Source organism: Nitrospirota bacterium, assembly GCA_016207885.1.
Classification (GTDB): Bacteria; Nitrospirota; Thermodesulfovibrionia; order UBA6902; family UBA6902; genus JACQZG01.
In genome coordinates, this window is the sequence record JACQZE010000027.1 from 9,354 (window position 1) to 30,142 (window position 20,789).

Annotated in this window: 3 protein-coding genes; all 3 read left to right on the top strand. The window is 49.4% G+C overall.

The annotated features are described in order from the left end of the window. The first annotated feature begins 15 nt into the window (after positions 1 to 15). The 3 genes from HY807_11235 to HY807_11245 all read left to right on the top strand — a co-directional run bounded on the left by HY807_11235 (position 16) and on the right by HY807_11245 (position 20,708). Positions 16 to 7,668 (top strand): right-handed parallel beta-helix repeat-containing protein, encoded by a 7,653-nt coding sequence (locus tag HY807_11235; protein MBI4826970.1) that lies wholly within the window; start codon positions 16 to 18, stop codon positions 7,666 to 7,668. Positions 7,669 to 8,907: 1,239 nt separating this feature from the next. Then, positions 8,908 to 13,314: a CxxxxCH/CxxCH domain-containing protein gene (locus HY807_11240; GenBank protein MBI4826971.1), complete on the top strand. Its 4,407-nt coding sequence runs from the start codon at positions 8,908 to 8,910 to the stop codon at positions 13,312 to 13,314. Positions 13,315 to 13,334: 20 nt separating this feature from the next. Continuing rightward, positions 13,335 to 20,708 carry a DUF2341 domain-containing protein gene (locus HY807_11245; protein ID MBI4826972.1) on the top strand — a complete coding sequence of 2,458 codons (7,374 nt, stop codon included), beginning with the start codon at positions 13,335 to 13,337 and terminating at the stop codon, positions 20,706 to 20,708. Positions 20,709 to 20,789 lie beyond the last annotated feature (81 nt).

Consider the following 20,789-nt stretch of genomic DNA (forward strand, 5'->3'; position numbering starts at 1 on the left):
GGAAGGTTGAATAACGTGAGCAATAAATACATATTAAGATCTATCATCATATCTCTTGTGATATTTGCGACAGCGTTATTCTCTTTTGCGCTTGATTATCCGCATTCTCCGTCGAACTATTATGATTGCGCGACCTGTCATGATTTCTACAGCGTTAATCCATATCTTATGACTGACTGGACAGGTGATTATGTTATGCAGGATGATGACGACACTCCATTAAATCATTTGTGCCGGAGCTGTCATTATGGCGGAGGCCCGGCGCCTGCGCATGATACGCATTCCTATCTCGGAGTAGGATATACGACATCTGCCACCAGCCCTTACGGAGGCTGGCAGGTTCGCTGCAGCACATGTCATAACCCTCATTACCAGCAGCAGTTCAGAAAATACCGCTCTACAGGAGAAGAATACTGGCTGGTGAAAATGCTGGTGGATGCGGTGACTGTATCTGCTACCTCATCTACTCTTAAGGCGCAGGGGACGCCGAACTGGTCAACTGACGAGTATGTGGGGATGATGGTTGTGCCGAACGTCAACGCAAGGTATCCAACCGCGTACAAGATAACGGGGAATGATTCTGACACATTGACGATAAAGGGGCAGGTCACGGGAATTTTAAGCGGCGACACATTCGCGGTGATATACGGCAAAATAATCAGGGATTTGATAAAGCTTGATGACATAGTCAATCCCATGTCATCGACTGCGAAAACAGGGTGGAAGAGGGTGAAGTTTTTCAGGGAAACAGGGGATCACTCCTGCGTGGATGGCGATGCGACGTACGACGGAGTCTGTGAGGTATGCCACACTGAGACAGATTATCACAGGAACAATTCGAGCGCGAATCACATTCATAATGTAGGCATACATTGTGTTGATTGCCACAGCCATAATGAAGGTTTTAAACATGGCGGCGGAACAGGGGTGGGTTGTGGCGAGTGCCACGGCCATGATTCAGGATACGGAGGAGTTACCGGAGGACAAGGGACTTATGTCAGCCATTCAAACCATACTGAAAACGATTCAGACGATCTCAGGGGGCCGAATGTAGGCTGCGGCACATGTCATGCTACGGACAACTTCCCGAACTTTGCCGATGGTGTGAGTTACGCCGATTATAAGTCAGGCGCTGTGATGACGACAGTCTGTAATCCCTGCCACAGCTCAGGCGGCACATATGACGGAGTAAGTGACGCTGCAGTTGGAGCAAAGAACAACTGGACCCGCATCGCCGATTCTGAAAGCCGCATTTATAAACCTAATGGCAGCCTTAAAGCAGGCAAAGAAAGGTGGTGCGCAACATGCCATGATGAGTCTCCGTCACAGATACAGAGTATAAATGCGCCAAATGTAATAGGTGATGAAGACGGAACATTCACATATGGAACAGGCTGGGGATTCTACAAGACCGGACATGGCTTGTCTTCAACTTCAGCATATCCCGCAAGCGGCGGTGTAACTGCGGGGGCAGGCAAGGGATGCCTTGACTGCCATGATTCAACTACGGTTCATATCGACGGAGATGCCAGAACCTATGATGACGGCGGCAGCAGCACAACCGATCCGGGTGTGTACCGCCAGGGTTACAGGCTTAAACGCATTGGCGGCCAGGAACCGATGCTGATACCGTGGCCGCAAAATACGGCGAACAGCGCTGATAATTACCTGCTGTGCGTGAGCTGCCATAATTCAGGGCCGTTTACAAGCTCTGTGAATATGAATACAAACCTGGTGACCGACGGGATCAACAGGCACGAATTCCATTTAACAAGAAATATCTACGCTTATGCGGCTGACTGGAGCGGCGGCAACACCAGCCTGATCAACTGCGTGGTATGTCATAATGTTCACGGCTCGACAAGACTCGCCATGGTCAGGGACGGAAAACTTGTCGAAAGAGAACCCGGATTGATGATCTGGTATAACAACGACGATATCGTAACTAATGACCCGAGCAACCCGAATCCTCCTCAGCCGCAGAACCTGCCGCTGTCAGCCAGTACCGGTACGATATGGCGCGGGCTGACGTCAGGAAATCTCTGTACGCACTGCCACGGCAGCGACAATACGCTTCCGGAGTACAGGACGCCGTTCCAGAATGTAGCTCAGGCGCCGACACTCGACTGGACAGGCGAGACTAATTATCAATCAGACGGCGTAAACCCGGGGAGCGCGGCTTCAGGAGGCACATTTACTTTCCGGGTCAAATACACGGATACCAACAACGATGCTCCAAACCCTGTTGAATTATGGGTGGACGAAGACGACAGCGGCACATATGAGGCCGGAGAAAAGTATGTCATGTCAGGAGTGGACAGCGGGGATACTATTTATACGAACGGCAGGATATATTCCAAATCGCTCTCGGTCGGCAGCGCAGGCGACAATACACTGAACTATCGATTCTACGCGTCTGACGGAACAAGTGATGCGACAGGCGCGCCGGCAAGCGGCGGTACTATTACGATCTTAAATAATCCGCCTGCTCTCACATGGACAGGAGAAGCTTATTTCACAGGTGACGGCATCCATCCGGACACCGGAGGCAGCGGCAGCAGTTTTGAATTCAGGGTGAACTACTCAGATACTGATAATCAATCCCCGTCCGCAATACAGGCATGGATAGATGCTGATGACAGCGGCACATACGAGCCGGACGAAAAATACGCCATGTCTGCAGTTAACGGCTCTGACAGCACTTACAGTGACGGTAAGCTTTACAATAAGACACTTACCCTCTCTTATGTCGGCGACGGGGTCTACAATTACCGTTTTTACGCGAGTGACGGGAGCGCGGACGCAACAGGCAGCCCGGCGTCAAACAGCACTGTAACCGTACTCTCATCGGCAAACAATCCTCCTGTTCTTGAATGGATTGCGGCATCATGCCTGACAGATGGCGTAAAACCTGCGACAGGCCCGAACAACGGGGATTTTGAATTTATAATTAAATACACTGATCCGGACAATCAGTGTCCTCCAGCTGCGAGCGATATCCAGGCGTGGGTGGATATAAATGACAACAGTTCTTATGAGCCGGGCGAGAAGTATAATCTGACAGAGGCCGATGTTTCAGACACCATATGCTCTGACGGCAAGCTCTATAACGTAACACGTACGCTTTCACTTGCAGGCGACAATGTGTTGAATTACCGGTTCTATGCTACCGATGGGACTGATACGGCTATCGGTGACCCGATATCAAACAGCGCTGTTACGGTTGTTGACGCGCTTAAGGTCAGAACATCAGGCGGCACAGGCTGGTACAGTTCCATACAATCGGCCATAGATGCTATTGACGGCGCCCATACGGTGCTGGTCTATGAAGGGACGTACAACGAGAATCTTATCTTCAACGGGGCGCTTGACGGCTCCACCACGGTCCGGTCGGTCTGCGGCGCTGACAGCACAATTATCAGCTCCACAGGGAATGTTGTTCTTACCCAGAATAACACCGGCAATGTGATTGACGGATTCAGTATTACCGGCGGGACGATCGGTTTATATATAAATGCGGCAACTGCTACTGTCACAAACAGCAAGATATACGGAAACATAAACAGTGCAGCCGCAGGCGGCGGTGTCTATGTCACTAATGCGGCATCAACTCTTACCATATCTAATTCTGAGATTTATTCTAATTCTGCCGCGAGCGGCGGCGGTATCTTTTATAACAGCGGGACAAATCATGTGATCAGCAATTCAATTATCCGGGACAACACCGCAACCGGAAGCGGCGGCGGCATTTATCCGCAGAATGCTACATTGACCATAACCAACTCAACGGTCAGGGATAACAGCGCTGTAAGTCATGGCGGAGGGTTCTACAATAATGCTTCAAGCGTTGACTTCTCCAAGTGTAAGATCACCGGCAATACATCATCTGCTCTGGGCGGAGCTATGTATCTGGCGAATGCCTCAGCATCAGCGGATCTCGAAAACTGTATTGTAACAAGTAATCAGGGGACTCAGGGCGGCATGATCTACACTAATGGCGGCACGGCAAACATCATTAACTCTACCGTTGCAGCCAATCAGGCAACTACCGGCAGCGGCGGCGCTTTCCGCACATCAACGACAAGCGCCATAACAGTAAGAAACAGCATACTCTGGAACAATATGGCTGCTACCGACGGACACCTCGCCTACTTCAACGGCGGCACATTAAATATAAATGATTCCGTTATCGCAAGCGGCGGAGACGGTGTCTATACTGATGCTCCTTATATGGAAGGCACAATGACGCTGAATATCAGCGGTTATACGTCTGAACATGATCCTTTATTTGCGGATGCGTCAAACGGTGATTACCATGTTCAGGCTTCTTCGGACGCCATAGACAATGCCAATGCGACGTATGCTCCTGCTGATGACATTGACGGCGAGAGCAGGCCCCAGGGCAGCGCTGACGACATTGGCGCTGATGAATATACTTCTGACTGGAGCGCTCCGGTGCTGTCGTGGACAGGCGAGACGAATTACGCAAGTGACGGGGTAAATCCGAATAACGCGGCAAGCGGGAGCAGTTTTGAATTCCGGGTCAATTATACTGACGCAGACAATGAAGCTCCGTCAGCGATACAGGTATGGGTAGATGAAGACGACAGCGGCACATATGAGTCAGATGAAAAATACAATATGACGGCAGTTGGCATTGATAATATATACAATGACGGTAAGCTGTATACAAAGACACTTACACTCAGTCATGCCGGAGACGATGCCTTTAATTATCGTTTCTACGCATCTGACGGTGCGGCAGACGCAACAGGTTCTCCGACGTCAAACGGCGTGGTTTCGGTAACAAATAATTATCCTGTATTGTCATGGACCGGCGAGGCTGATTACGCAAGTGACGGCGTGGATCCGAACATTAATGTGACCAGCGGCAGTTACGAGTTCAGGATCGATTATACCGACGAGGAAAATACAGCTCCTTCATTTATGGAAGTATGGGTGGATGAAGACGACAGCGGCACATATGAGCCCGGTGAAAAATACGTAATGACCGCAACTGACGGCGGAGATATTGATTACACTGACGGCAAGCGTTATGCGAAAACCTTGTCAATCAGTTACACGGGAGACGGCATACTCAATTACCGTTTCTATGCCTCAGACGGGACTGATGACGCAACCGGCGCTCCTGCGTCCAATAGCACTCTCACTGTCGCAAACGTCCCGCTGCTTTCATGGACCGGCGAGGCAAATTATATAAGCGACGGCGTAAATCCGAACAGCGCTGTAAGCGGCAGCAGCTTTGAATTCCGTGTGAGTTACACTGACGCGGAAAATGACGCGCCTACGTCAATCCAAGCATGGGTGGACGAGGACGATAGCGGCACATATACGGCAGGTGAAAAATATGACATGACCGCTGTGGATGGCGGAGATACAGATTACACCGACGGCAAACTCTATACAAAGACATTGCCAATAACCAAGGCCGGAGATAATACGTTGAATTACAGGTTCTACGCGGCTGACGGATCAGGAGAGGCTGCGGGCGATCCAACATCAAATAACACTTTAACTGTTACCAATAATATCCCCGCGCTTTCATGGACAGGGGAAACTAATTATGTGACAGACGGAGTTGATCCGAACAGCGGAGGAAACGGCGCTGATTATATCTTCAGGGCAAAATACACCGATGCTGATGATGAAGCTCCAGGCCCGATTGAGGTATGGGTTGATGAAGACGACAGCGGCACATATACAGCAGGTGAAAAATATTCAATGACGGTTTCCGGCGGGAACGGCGATTATACTGACGGTGAAGTATATACAAAGACGCTCGCGCTCTCTTACGCCGGAGACGGCGTTCTCAATTACAGGTTCTACGCCTCAGACGGGACAGACGCGGCAACAGGCGATCCGGTCTCTGATAATACAGTTACAGTGTCCTTATCAGCTAACAGCGCGCCTGCTCTTGAATGGTATGCCGGGTCATGCCGGACTGAGGGAGTGAGGCCGTCCACAGGGGCAGGCGGCGCGGACTTTGAGTTCTGGGTTGAGTACACGGACGGTGAAAACGATTGTCCGCCGACCGCAAACGACATACAGGTCTGGATAGATGAGAATGATAATACTTCATATGACGCTGGTGAGAAATATGATCTTACAGAGGATGATGCCGGTGATACGAACTGCGCGGACGGCAAGATATATAAAGTGACACGGGCGATATCATTTGCAGGAGACGGATCTCTTAATCACAGATTTTATGCCTCTGACGGGACAGACCCTGCAACAGGCACGCCGACTTCTGACAGCACAGTAAACGTTGTGAATACGGCCTATAAAGTCAGGCCGTCAGGCGGCACAGGATGGTACAGCACGATAGCGAATGCCCTTACAGCTTCTCCTGCTTCAAGCACGGTACTGGTTTACCCGAATGCAGATTTTACGGCAGCCACCTATGCCGGCGGCCTCTCCAATATTAATAAGACAAACCGTACTCTTCAGTCTGTCTGCGGCGCGGATCTGACGGTCATTTCCGGCGGAGGCACTGTTTATAACCTCCAGGGCAATGACGGCGCGGTCATTGACGGGTTCACAATAACCGGCGGGACTACATACGGCATTTACTCAAACAGCGATTCATTGACCGTCAAAAACAGCAAGATACATACGAATCCTACCGGCATACATCTGAACAATGGCTGTAATCCGGCAACTATACAGAACACATCCATTTACAGCAATACATCCTATGGCATAAATTCGCCAAGTGCTCTCAACCTCGTCAGCGTTACAAACAGCAATATATACAACAACGGCGGCGGCATCACCAACGGCCCGGGCATTAATCTGAATGGCGGTGCAGGAACACATATTATTACCAACGTATCGTTAACAGGCAATACGACTACCGGAAACGGCGGCGCGATTTACTGCGTCAACTGTGTTGTAACAATTGATAACAGCACCATAAATGACAACACAGCAGGCTCAGGCGGCGCACTCTACTTCCTGAATCCCAGCGTTAATGCAACCATTACTGATACCTTTATTCAGGGAAATGAAGCGACAGGCACGCTCGGCGGTGCGATCTACATGGGCAATGGCGCTGAGAGTCTGACAAACGTCATGTTAACAGGCAACAAGGCCAACACTAACGGCGGCGCCATATATATTAATGGCGGGACGTCCAATTGTCTGTTCTGTACCCTTAGCGGCAACTATGCCGGAGGTTACGGCGGCGCTCTTTATCAAAACAGCTCCACGCAGACTAATATCTGGAATAGTATCGTCTATAACAACGACGCTCTCAATGGGGGCAACTATAAACAGATTTTTGCGACCAGCCCCAGGTACACATATGTTGATGTCTATAACACATTGATCGATCAGATACCGGGCGCTAATATCAGCGGCCCGCCTGATCAGAGATCCAGCTATGAGAATATGGGCGGCAACCTGCATGAAGGAACAGACACTAATGAATTGCCGTATTTTGTGAACGGCCTGAATCCGGCTTCCGCACCTGCCACCGGCGGCGACTACCGCATCTGCGGAGGAGTTGACGATCCGGCAGGCTGCACCGCCGCCTCATATTGCATAGACGCAGGCAGTGGAAGTTATACGTCTGACCATGACATCTACGGCAGCTCAAGGCCTCTTGGAGCAGGATATGACATGGGAGCGCATGAGAAAGAGTAAGATGTCAGTCTGCTGATTACACAATAGAATAATTTAAGAATAAGTGAAGTTACCTTCCAGTGTCAGCACTGTTATTGCTACGCATTTTAACGTCCCGGTTAACTTTATAATTTTCCTGGTAAGCGATTTCCCTCATTAAATTGGGTCATATCAAATAGCTTTAATTGGCTAAGGCAATTACCCCCAGATAATCAGGTAATCACCTGATATGGTTTTTACCATTATTTCTGCTATAATGTTGTAATTATTTTTATTATTATAACTTATTGTAATCTAAGGGAAAAGTGTATAAAAACACTCTTGAGTTTTGCAAATATGATGTATACATTTTGGCAGAGTATTTGCTTGTAACATTATAATATGCGTAATTACAATAAGATAAAGCTCACCGTTATCGCATCAGGGTTACTACTGATGATTGCCATAACCGCTTATGCTCTTGATTATCCTCATTCTCCTGCGAATTATTATGATTGTACAACCTGTCATGATTTTTACAGCACTAATCCATATCTCATGACTGACTGGACAGGTGATTATGTTATGCAGGATGATGATGACACACCGGTAAACCATTTATGCCGGAGCTGCCATTACGGCGGCGGGCCTGCAGCAGCACATAATGTTCACTCATATCTTGGAGTTGGATATGCAACATCTGCCTCCAGTCCTTATGGGGGGTGGCAGGTGCAATGTTCGACCTGTCACAACCCTCATTATCAGGAGCAGTTCAGCAAGTACCGGACAACAGCGGATCAGTACTGGGTAGTGAAGCTGCTTGTTGATACAGTGACGGTATCTGCCACATCCTCGACACTAAAGGCACAGGGAACGCCGAACTGGACAAATGACGCATATAAGGACATGAAGGTTTTCCCCAACATAAACGCGAAGTATCCTGTTGCGTATAAAATAACCGGAAACACGTCAGACACATTGACAATAAAAGGCCAGGTTACAGGGGCTTCAAGCGGCAATACGTTTGCAATTATATACGGCAGGCTTATTCGCGGCCAGATATCTCTTGGCAGGATAATAAATCCTTTGAACGCAAAGAGCGGATTTAAGGCTGTCAAGTTCTTCAGAGACTCAGACAATAATTCCTTCTCGGACGGCAACGGTGTTTATGACGGAGTCTGCGAAGTATGCCACACAGAGACACAGCACTTTCAGAATGACGGAAGCTCCCCCAATCAGAATCATACAAATATAGGAGCGGTTGCGGGAACCGACTGTACCATGGCCTGTCATACGGCCGAAGCCGGGTTCAGGCCTTCATGTAATGTCTGCCACGGCTATCCGCCTGTTGTCAATACTGCAACCGGTGCGCCGGACGGTTTGGCAAATAACCCGGCTGTCACCGGGTCAATCACCGCGGGCGCGCATAATAAACACGTAAACATAAAATCATTTTCATGCAAGGTCTGCCACAATGGAAGTGCCGGCAGCGGCTCGACACATGTTAATAATAATGTAACGATAGGATTTTCACTTTTTGACGGCGCATATCCAGGAGGTTCATATGATGGCCAGACAACAGTGGATTATGACAGCAGCTCTGTAAATACGTCGGTATCGAATTCCGGCAGTAAGACCTGCAGCAATATCTACTGTCATGGCAGGCTTCCTGATGGAACAATTTGGGGCGGAGGGGCCGGCACAACTCCGCAATGGGACGGTTCGGCAGCCTGCGCCTCCTGTCACGACACCGGCGGCTCCCAGAGCGCGCTAAGCGGCAAACACCGCAAACATACTGACGAATCCACGTATGCTTTTGCATGTGAAAAATGTCATTACGAGACTGCGTCTGGCAGCTCATCAATAAGGAATGAGGCTTACCACGCCAACAATACAAAAGACCTTGTTTTTGCAAAGGGCGGTTCATTTGACAGCGGGATTAAATCGTGCACGAGCACATATTGTCACAGCAACGCAGGTGGAGGACCGCCAAATGTATCTGTTAAATGGACTGACGCCGCAAGCATGCAATGCGACTCATGCCATAACGGCAGGACGGGAGTAGAGACGCTTGAGATGATCTCTAACGGGCATGCGCGCCTTGTCAGCAGTCAATGGGTGAGACGATTTCCGTGTTATTACTGCCATGACAATACAGTTGACACTTCAGACAATTTAAAAGACTACAGCAGGCATCTTAACGAAACCAAAGATATCGCCATCGCTTCAAACTGGAACATCACCGGAAAGCCTGCTCCAAGCTACAATGCGGACACAAAGGTCTGCGACAATATTTACTGCCATAGCGACGGCACAACTGTTGATCCGCAGGTCAGGCCTTTCCCCTGGACTCAGGGGCATGCCAAATGCAACACATGTCACGGGCATGAACAGGGCACCTGCTCCACCTGCCACAATGACGGCAGAACCGGCTGGCCTGCGGGGCAGGAATGGAAATCCGCAATGCCGATGTATACAAACACCGGGGCAGGCACTGAGAATGCTAACACGCACAAACGGCATCTGCTGACGGATTTTAATTGTGATAACTGCCATGCCAATACTATCGCAAACGGCACCTGTACAACATGCCACAACGGCGGTACTCCCCAAGGCAGCATGGATGAGGTCAATCACATCAATCCGGCTTATCACGTAAATAAGGTCAAGGATGTCGTCTTCAAAAACGGAGGCACCTACAACCAGGTTAACAAGACATGTTCCAACACAGCCTGCCATACCGGTTCTGATCCACAGTGGGGCGATTCGGTTAATAATCTTGTGCTTTGTTTTACTTGCCACGGCGTTTCAGGTGCGGACGTGGACGATTTCACCAAGTTCAACAGCACACGCGCCAAGATCAATCTGACCGAATGGGAAACCACCGGACATGGACGGCCGTCATCCGCAGGCAATTACACTTCAGGAAATCCCCCGGCAAATTTCCCCGGGAATCCATGCTGGTACTGTCATGACAATAATGTGCTTCACAATGATTCTTCAAACCCGTTTCGGCTGAAGCAGCACCAGCAGTTTGCAAGCCGTTTTGAAAAAGAATGCATTTACTGCCATATGGAAGGACAGGACGCTGAATGCCTGAACTGTCATAACGCGTCTAATTCCCTCGCCCCGCAGCTTTCGACCATTACAGATCCTCCTTTTTCACAGGATCATTCGGAGTATACAAACGGGCAGACGTCTTGTGTCGCTGTTTGTCATGCAACCGACGAACAGAGGCATAAGACTGGAGCAGGCCTGTGGACTGCCGAACAGAAGGTGGACATAAAAAACCAGTACGTGATGATGGGCGTATGTCTTAAGTGCCATGATGACGACAGTAATGGGAAATGCAACCAGTGTCATACAGGAGAGCAATATCAGCTCGGTTATGATCCGGGAACTGGCTTTATAAAGGCAAATGTTTCAAAGGCAACGTCAATACATTTCGGTTACAAACATTATGCCGCCTACCAGAATAACGGAGTGTGGAAAGGAGGCAAGTTCTGCTGGGACTGTCACGACCCGCACGGAGACAGCAATATATACATGATACAGAGCAAGGTTGCCACAGAGACGGACGGCACTTTCGGAATTCCCGTCACAAGGCGTGACGTCTCGTTCACAAGAAAACAGAGCGGCCTTGATTATGCAAAAACGTCTGCTCCGTACAACGGTATTTGCAATGTATGTCATTCAGAGACAGGGCAGCATTACCGCTTTGATTATGGAGACGGACATAATGCAGGCAGGATCTGTACGACGTGCCATGAACACAGGTTCACTGATAGCCATGCGTCAGGCAAAGCATGCAATACCTGTCATCTGAATAAACCGGTTCCAAGGCACACGGCTTTCGGCCTGCCAAGAGATTGCACAAAATGCCATAACGGTACTATCAGCGGCCGCATGGATATTATGGGGCAATTCAGGGCGAATTCGCATCATGTGCAGGGTGATAAAGTTACTAACAAACATTGCTACGCCTGTCATTGGGAGGCTACGGAGCTTGGGCTTATAAACATGGATTATCATTCTGGCTATAATTATAAAACACATGAACGTGCTTCCGGCAGAGAGGTGAACCTCGTAATTTGGGGCTCTGGACAGAGGCCCACAACATACACTGAAGGAACTACTGCGGCAACATTCACGGCAAACAAGGTTGGTACGGTTGACGAGAGGGCGGAGGTGTCAAAGGTAACACAGGCTTGTCTGGGCTGTCACAGTGATCAGAACAAGACAATACAGCCCTTTAATATTGTGGATCCTGACAACGGCGACTGCAAGACACCGATACAATATGCGTGGGACAGGCAGAGCATTGCTGCAAGATATTCTCAGACAGGCACAGCTACATGGGGCAAATACACATCTATGGCAAATGCCGCAAAGAAAAACATAACCAAGGCATATTCCGCACACGGCAATGCGGTCAATAACCAGGGCGGATGGGATGCGGCAACAGGTCTGGACGATACGATCCCGAATACAAGGAATGGAAGCCAAAATGTCCAATGTTTTGACTGTCACAGTTCTCACGGCTCAAAGGTCTCGGGAGTTACATCAAGTTACAAGACATTCAACGGCACTAATAACGGGGCAAACCTGAAAGAGACGCAGGCAGGCAAGGGCGGCTACAGCATGACCTATAAAGCTCAGGCAAATACCTCGGGTGTGAACCCGTACAATGCAGGAGCAGGACAATGCTTTGACTGTCATGAGACGCAGACATCAGGCGCAAAACCCTGGGGCTACGGATCAACCTTCGGGGCAACCGCGCCTATTCTTGGATATAAGGATACGCCACGTTTCGGACAGGGCACAAAAGGTTCCACTGCAAGATATACATACAGAGCGAACAAGACGACCATTGTAGGCGGACACTTTAAGGCGTCTTCTGAATTAACCAGCCCGGCGATGGGCACGATCAACGGGTTATGCACTCCATGCCATGACCCACACGGAGTAAGCCCGACCATAGGAACCAACCAGCAATACGCATTGCCCATGCTTAAAGGCACATGGCTTACATCGCCATACAGGGAAGACGTTACGCCGATGGACAAGAACGGATATAGCGGCAAGAGCGGTTTCTATAATTACTACAATTCATGGAGCGGGTCTTATCCAAGGCCGTATGGTCAGCAATCCGATCCGCAGCCACTCGGTTCATGGAATACCGACAGGAATACTTTCAATACTGTTGACTTGAGCAATAAGGGAAATGTCCCTGACAGTACATATGGCAGGATAAGCGAAGATGAAAGCAAGTTCGCCGGGCTGTGCCTGATATGCCATTCGAAATCCAATCTGACCGACGGTATTAACAAGAATACCGCGTTCAGGACCAAAGACAGGATACACGAATCTGTCAAGGGATGGGGATCCAACGGCGAGCATTCGTATCCATGCTCAAAGTGTCACCAGCCGCACAGCTCCGGCCTGCCGAGACTGCTTCAGACGAACTGTCTCGATTATAAGCACAGGGGCAGGGTAGCCTCCGGAGGGCTTCCTTATGCATACGATGTTTCATGGTCTTACGAAAACGAGTATGGCAGATTCCCTTACGGCTGGTGGGATGACGGATATAGCACATACAGTACAGCCATATGTCATGGCGCTGCAACCGCCAACGGTTCAGCCGGGTGGCCTGACAACCAGAAGTGGAACAATGTAACGCCATGGTGATGAAAACAGGGGTTGGTGAAATGAAAAAAATCAGAGAAGAAGTGAAGAAGACATGGAGTGAGGGAGTGATGAAATACCGTCATTCCTGCAGTCTGTTGAGCGGGAATCCAGTAGCATCCTATCTTTTCACTTTAATTGTATTTGTGATCATTTCAACGCTTGTTCTGCCATATTATGCCCACGCTGCAGGCGGAGACGTTATCTGGCAGTACGGGGATACGCCGCAGGCTGGGAAGCAGGAAGCCGGGGCGATGATAGTGGACTCAGCAGGCAACACTATCATAACAGGGGCGTCGAATCAGTCGGGAAATGATGATTATTACACGGTAATGATCAAGGCTGACGGCACCGGAGTATTATGGAGCAAAGTATATGACAAGGCATCCGGAGACGACCATGCTACTGCAATAACGGTTGATTCGGATAGCAACGTAATAGTGACAGGATATGTATGGAACGGGTCAAACTATGATTATCACACTATCAAATACAAAGGCAGTGACGGCACAGTTTTGTGGCAGCACACGTTTAACGCGGCAGTAAACGGTAACGATTATGCGACATCGGTAACGGTGGACAGCCTGAACAATGTCTATGTCGGCGGTAATTCTCAGGGAAGCAACGGGGCAGATAACTGCATGATAGTCAAATATGGCTCAGGCGGGCCCAATCCCGACAGCACGCCGATATGGCAGAAGAGCTATAACGGTGCGGCAAACGGTCACGACCGAATCTCATCAATAGTTGCAGGGACAAACGGCATAGCAGTAACCGGAACCTCCCAGAACAGTACGCTGGACTTTGACATACTGACGGTCAAATACGGATTTGACAGCACATTAACTTGGGAGAAGAGGAAATCCGTATCAGGAGATGACAGGGGCGTTTCGGTGAGTATGGACAGTTTGGGCAATGTGATCATGACCGGTTATGTATACAATGGGGCGAACAAAGACATATACACGGCAAAATACAATTCCTCCAATGGGAATATACTGTGGGAGACGACCTACAGCGGTGGGTATGATGAAGAGCCTGAGGACCTGTGGGTTGATTCTTCAGGCAATGCATACGTAGCGGGCAATACATTTACCATAGGAGGGACAAACGATATTTACACAGCAGGATATGCTTCAGGCGACGGCACACAGCTATGGGATGAAATTTTCAATTCCGACAACAGCAACAGCGATAAGGCAGTATGCATATCAGGAGACAATGCCGGGAGCATATTTGTGACAGGTGACACTTATAATGAAGTCTCAGCCAATTATGATTATCAGACACTAAAGTACACGGCCGGCGGCGGAACTCTCCTGTGGCAGAAGAGCTTTAATGGCACAGCTGACAAGAGCGACCGTGTAGCTGGCGTAGGGTTGACAGCGGCAGGAGCATCCATAGTCGGCGGCTGGACAGACAAGTGGACGAGCGGTGCTACGGACTATGACTATTACGCAATCAAATACGCCCCCGGGCTTATAAACCCGCCTACCGAAATGGCAGTGACAACTGTATCGAATTCAGAGATTGCCCTTGCATGGACTGACAACTCATCAAACGAGGACGGGTTCAAGATAGAGCGGAAGATAGGAGAGTTGGGGACTTATTCACAGATAGCCACAGTAGGGGCAAGCGTTACGACATACAATAATACAGCCCTGACTGCAGATACGAAATACTACTACAGGGTTAAGGCATACAATGCGGCCAATGGGGACTCACAGTACAGCAACGAAGATTACGCGGTAACAACGGTTTATTCGTACACCTATCCTGTCTGGAGTTACATATACAACGGGGCAGACAACGGCGACGATTTCATCAATGCAACGGCAGCCGGTTCTGACAACCACCCGGCAGTAACAGGATACAGTTATTCAACTGCGGGGCAATTTGATTATTACACCGTAAAGCTCAACAGGCAGGACAATAGCCTGATATGGGATGTAAGGTATGACAGCGACCAGAACGATCTTGACGTGGCAAAAACGATTGCAGTGGATAACAATAACAATGTTATCGTATCGGGTTATTCATATCTTTACAGCGCGCAGTCTGGCGAAAACACCAATGATATCTACACCATCAAATATCCGTCAACCGGCAGTCCTGAAGACTGGGCTGATCAATACAACGGCCCTGCCGGTGATGATGACCGATCAAGTGTGGTGGACGTATCAACCGACGGGAATAATAATTATGCGGTAGTCGGGTACGGCAAGAACGCATCATCGAATGATGACATATATGTAATCAAATATCTTAACAACGGAACACGCGCATGGGCGGCAGCCCCTTATGACGGAGGCGGCAATGACTATCCTTCTGCTGTTTCATTTGACTCAGCAGGCAATATATTCATGACCGGTTACAGATTCAACGGTGCCAACTATGACTACTTTGCCGCGAAATACAACGGCAGCACTGGAACTATAATATGGTCGGATATATACAACGGGGCCGGGAATGGTAATGACTTCACCCGTTCATTAGCGGTCGACTCATCAGGCAACTTCTATGTCACGGGTATTGCGGTAACTGGTTCCGGCAATGAAGATTTTGTAACCATCAAATACAATGGAGCAACCGGTGAGCAAATGTGGGTACGCACAATGAACGGGCCTGCAAACGGTGTTGACGAGGCGATAAGCGTAAAGGTTGATCCTGTGAACGGTCAGGCAGCGGTAGCAGGAACAGTTCTTACCGCCACTGGCAATAACGACTTCCATATAATCAGGTACGACGCGGATGGCAACGTGTTCTGGGAGAGAACGGTTGACAGGCCGGCAAGCGATGATTTCGTGACAGCAGCGGCAATGGATCGTTCAGGCAATTTACATGTAACGGGCTATTCAAACAACGGGGCCAACACTGACATCCTCTCTGTTTGGTACAACACTGAAGGCGCATTCAACGGAGGCACGACATACAACGGAGCATCAAACGGAAACGATGAAGCGTCATCAATCGCAGTAAACAACATGGGTGAACCCTTCATCGGTGGATATACGACAAATGCAGGCGGCAATGCAGATTATATAGTATTAAAAGTGACAGGCTATCAGCTGCAGCCGCCTGTGCCGCTTAACGCCGTGCCTTCATATACGACAGTTGACATCACATGGACTGACAACTCGCTTATTGAAGACGGCTATTATCTTGAGAGAAAGGTCGGGGGATGTGATTCAGAGAACCCGTGGGCGCTGATATATACTGCAGCCGCAAACGCCGTTTCATATTCCGATACGCTACTGAACACAGGCAGCCAGTACTGTTACAGGGTGCAGGCGTACAGGAACAACGGGGAGTCATCAGTGTGGACAGAGAAGGCCACGACCACACTGACCCCTTCAGCGCCGGGCGGGCTTTCCGCAACAGCGGTAAACTCCACGCAGATTGATCTTGCATGGACCGATAACACCAATGCAGAGGACGGTTTCAGGATAGAGAGGTGCAGCGGAGCAGGGTGCAGCAATTTCATAGAACTGACTACGGTATCGGCAAACACCATAACATATCAGGACATTTCGGTATGCAAGGCAACTGCATACAGTTACCGGGTAGTTGCATACAAGACAGGAGAGTGGGAAAGCGTATACAGCGGTACAGCATCAGCAACAACGGCAAATCCGTCAGCGCCCGGAAGCTTTGCGGCAATGAGGAATTCAGAGGTGCAGATCAACCTCTCATGGACTGACACAACATCCGATGAGACGGGCTTCAAAATAGACAGATGCACAGGGGCGGGATGTTCAGATTTTGCAGAGCTGACTTCTGTCGCAGCTGGCACGACGACCTATAACAACGCAGGACTTGATTATGGGACAACGTATACATACAGAGTCAGGGCATATAAGACAGCGGCATGCACATGGGAGACTACGAGCGGGACGGCTGCGGCAACGACAAGCATTTCAGCGCCGTCAGGCCTGACATCAAGCTCTCCAAACTCAACACAGATCAATCTGAACTGGACGGACAACACTGCAAGCGAGACTGGTTTTAAGATCGAAAGATGTTCGGGAGCCGGATGCAGTGACTTTGTGGAGATAACAACTGTAGCAGCAGACACAGTTGCCTACCTGGACACAACAGTATGTGATTCGACGAGCTATAGTTACAGAGTGAGGGCGTACAAGACGAGTGAATGGGATTCAGGCTACAGCGGCACAATATCAAGAGCAACCGGGACGCCTTCGGCTCCTGGCGGCCTTGGAACCTCCAGCGCGACAGAGGTAAAGCTGACTCTTGGATGGACAGATAACACTTCAGATGAGACCGGCTTCAGGATAGAACGTTGCACAGGGGCCGGATGCAGCGACTTTGCAGAGATTACCTCTGTTGCGGCAAACACTACAACATATAACAATACCGGACTTGCTCCGTCAACGACATATAGTTACCGTATTAGAGCTTACAAAGACGCAACATGCAATGGCGGCTGGAATACGGCTTACAGCAGCACTGCCACGGGGATCACAACAACTGTTCCGCCTCCAAGCGGATTGACTGCAACCGCAGCCAACACAACACAGGTGAATCTTGCATGGACTGACAACACAGGTTCAGAGACAGGATTCAAGGTGGAAAAATGCACAGGCGCGGGATGCAGTGATTTTGCAGAGCTGGCAAAAACAGCCCAGAACACAGCCGCGTACTCTGACACATCTGCCTGCTCCGAAACTTCATACAGGTACAGAGTGAGGGCGATTAAAGAGCTGTTCACCAGTCCTGGCGGCAGTTGCTGGAGCAAGCGCGCCCCTATGACAATTACAAACTTTCAGGCCGATTATCAGATACCAATCACAGTGACATATGACGCTGATATGCAGCCTGATTTTGACGACATACGCTTCTACGACGCGACTTCCTTTACGGAGCTTCCTTACTGGATAGAAAGTAAGACAGACAGCGTGAACGCTACTGCCTGGATAAAGACCGGGGCCAATAACAACATCTATATGTACTACGGCAATCCTAACGCTGCAAGCTCAAGCAACGGAAGCAATGTCTTTGAGTTCTTTGATAATTTTACAGGCTCGGTAATTGACACAAACAAGTGGGCCGAGATTGACCCGAACAATTCTATCTCACAGAACAACGACCTCATACTTAACGACGTGAGCGATGCATGGGACAAGGCGCTTATATCGAAACAGACCTTTGCCAGGGCTGCAACCAAAAAGATTTACGCAAAGCTTTATATACCGGTTGACACAGCGGGCAATAACCATTTCATGGTGGGATGGGAGTTGAATCAGACCTCTAACGCGAGCTACAACCAATTAGTGCATGGATTTTACTGGAATAATTATATGTTGAATACTTATGAGAAAGGCGGTCAAACCGGGCCGAATACACAGGCATATACGGCGAGTACGGAATATGAGATGAAAGTTGAACTCAAGGCAACCGGCGCCAAGTATTATATCAAAGGCGGGGCCTACGGCAGTTGGACGCTGGTGAAAGATACCTCGGCGTATTCGGATGCAACGCTGAGGATTGCCTTTACACAATATTCGCATCAGGCAAATATTCATTTCATCACAGTGCAGAAATATGCGGCGACTGATCCTTCATTATCCTTTGGCGCAGAGGAAGGCTCCGGCTGTTATGTGTTTGACAATACATGGGAGACTTTGCCGAGCAATGAAGCTGCGGTATCCACAGCCTCTGTCTCTGCCCCGGTGCTCTCAACAACAAGCGTGGGAGATGTATTTGTAAATCTCTCATGGACGGACACGACAACTGACGAGACAGGCTTTGTGCTTGAAAGATGCGCCGGAGCAGGGTGCAGCGACTTTGCGCAGATTGCCGTGCCAGGCGCTGATGTAACTGTTTACAGCGATACTGGGCGGACTCTTGGCGAAACTTACAGCTACCGCATTAAAGCATACAAGACGGCAACATGCGGCTGGGACACGGCATACAGCAACGTCAGAACAGAGACGACGATTGTTGTGCCTCCCTCAGGGCTGACGGCAACAACGGCAAGTACAACACAGTTAAACCTTGAATGGTCTGACAATACCGGCTCTGAGACAGGTTTTAAGGTGGAAAGATGCAGCGGCACGGGATGCAGCGATTTTGCAGAGATAGCTTCTGTTGCGGCAAATACAGTTACATATCAGGACACCTCGGTGTGCAATACAACAAGCTACAGCTATAGGGTGAAGGCGTACAAGGCAGCCGCATGGGATTCAGGCTACAGCAGCACAGCGTCAGCCTCAACTTCTGTTCCCGGGGCTCCTGTGCTTTCAGCGGCACGGATATCCGAGACACAGATAAACCTTTCATGGACGGACAATACAGCCGATGAGACCGGCTTCAAGGTCGAAAAATGCGCAGGCTCAGGCTGCACTGACTTTGTGGAAATAGCGTCTCTTGCCGCAAATGCAGTCACATATAACAACACAGGAATTAACCCTGCTACAACATATGTTTATCGTGTGAGTGCCTACAAGACAGCAGCGTGTTCATGGTCGGCTGCAAGCAATACGCCTTCTGCGACAACGAGTATCTCTGCGCCTTCAGGCCTGACAGCTTCTGCAGTAAATTCAACACAGGCAAATCTCGGGTGGACTGACAATACGGCAAGCGAAACAGGATTTAAAATAGAAAGATGCAGCGGCGCAGGCTGCTCTGACTTTACAGAGATAGCATCAGTTGCGGCAAACGCAGTTGCATATCAGGACACATCCGTATGCAATTCAACGAACTACAGCTACAGGGTGAAGGCCTACAAGACAGGATTATGGGATTCGAGCTACAGCAGTTCCTCATCTGCGGCAACAGCAGCTATTGCCGCGCCGGGCAGCTTTGAGGCTGTAGCAGCCACTGATACAAGCGCAGGCCTGACGTGGGCTGATAACACAACTGACGAGACAGGTTTCAGAATCGAAAGGTGCGAGGGCGCCGGGTGTGGCAGCTTTACTGAGATAACCACCGTAACCGTTAACACGACCTCCTACAGCGATACAGGCCTGACGCCGTCAATGAACTATTGCTACCGTGTAAGCGCGTATAAGGCGGCAACATGCAGCTGGAATACGGCATACAGCAGTGAATCATGCGATCTGACCTTCTCGGCAAAACCGACAAGCCTGACTGCGACAGCCCTTAATTCCATGAAGGTGAAATTGGACTGGGTTGACAACTCAGATGATGAAGACGGCTTTGAAGTGGAAGTAAAGATATGGAACGGCGTATTTGTAAATATCGCAATGCTTGCTCCCAATGTAATCACCTATACGGATAACAGGAGCATAGAACCCGATAAATCATATACATTCAGGATAAGGGCCTACAGGGGCGAGGACAAGTCGTCTTACAGCAATGAGGCATCAGCAATAACCCCTGCATATCAGCAGGGAGATGAGACGTGCAATGAATAAATCTGGAATTTCTGATAATTCTTGATCAAATAAAAGGAGGTGTGAAATGAAAAAAATAAAATATATCGCGCCGAAGATTGT

Excerpts from the sequence above, each read along its gene's own strand:
- HY807_11240 (MBI4826971.1), top strand. The coding sequence starts at position 8,908 with ATGGCCTGTCATACGGCCGAAGCCGGGTTCAGGCCTTCATGTAATGTC.
- HY807_11245 (MBI4826972.1), top strand. The coding sequence starts at position 13,335 with ATGAAAAAAATCAGAGAAGAAGTGAAGAAGACATGGAGTGAGGGAGTG.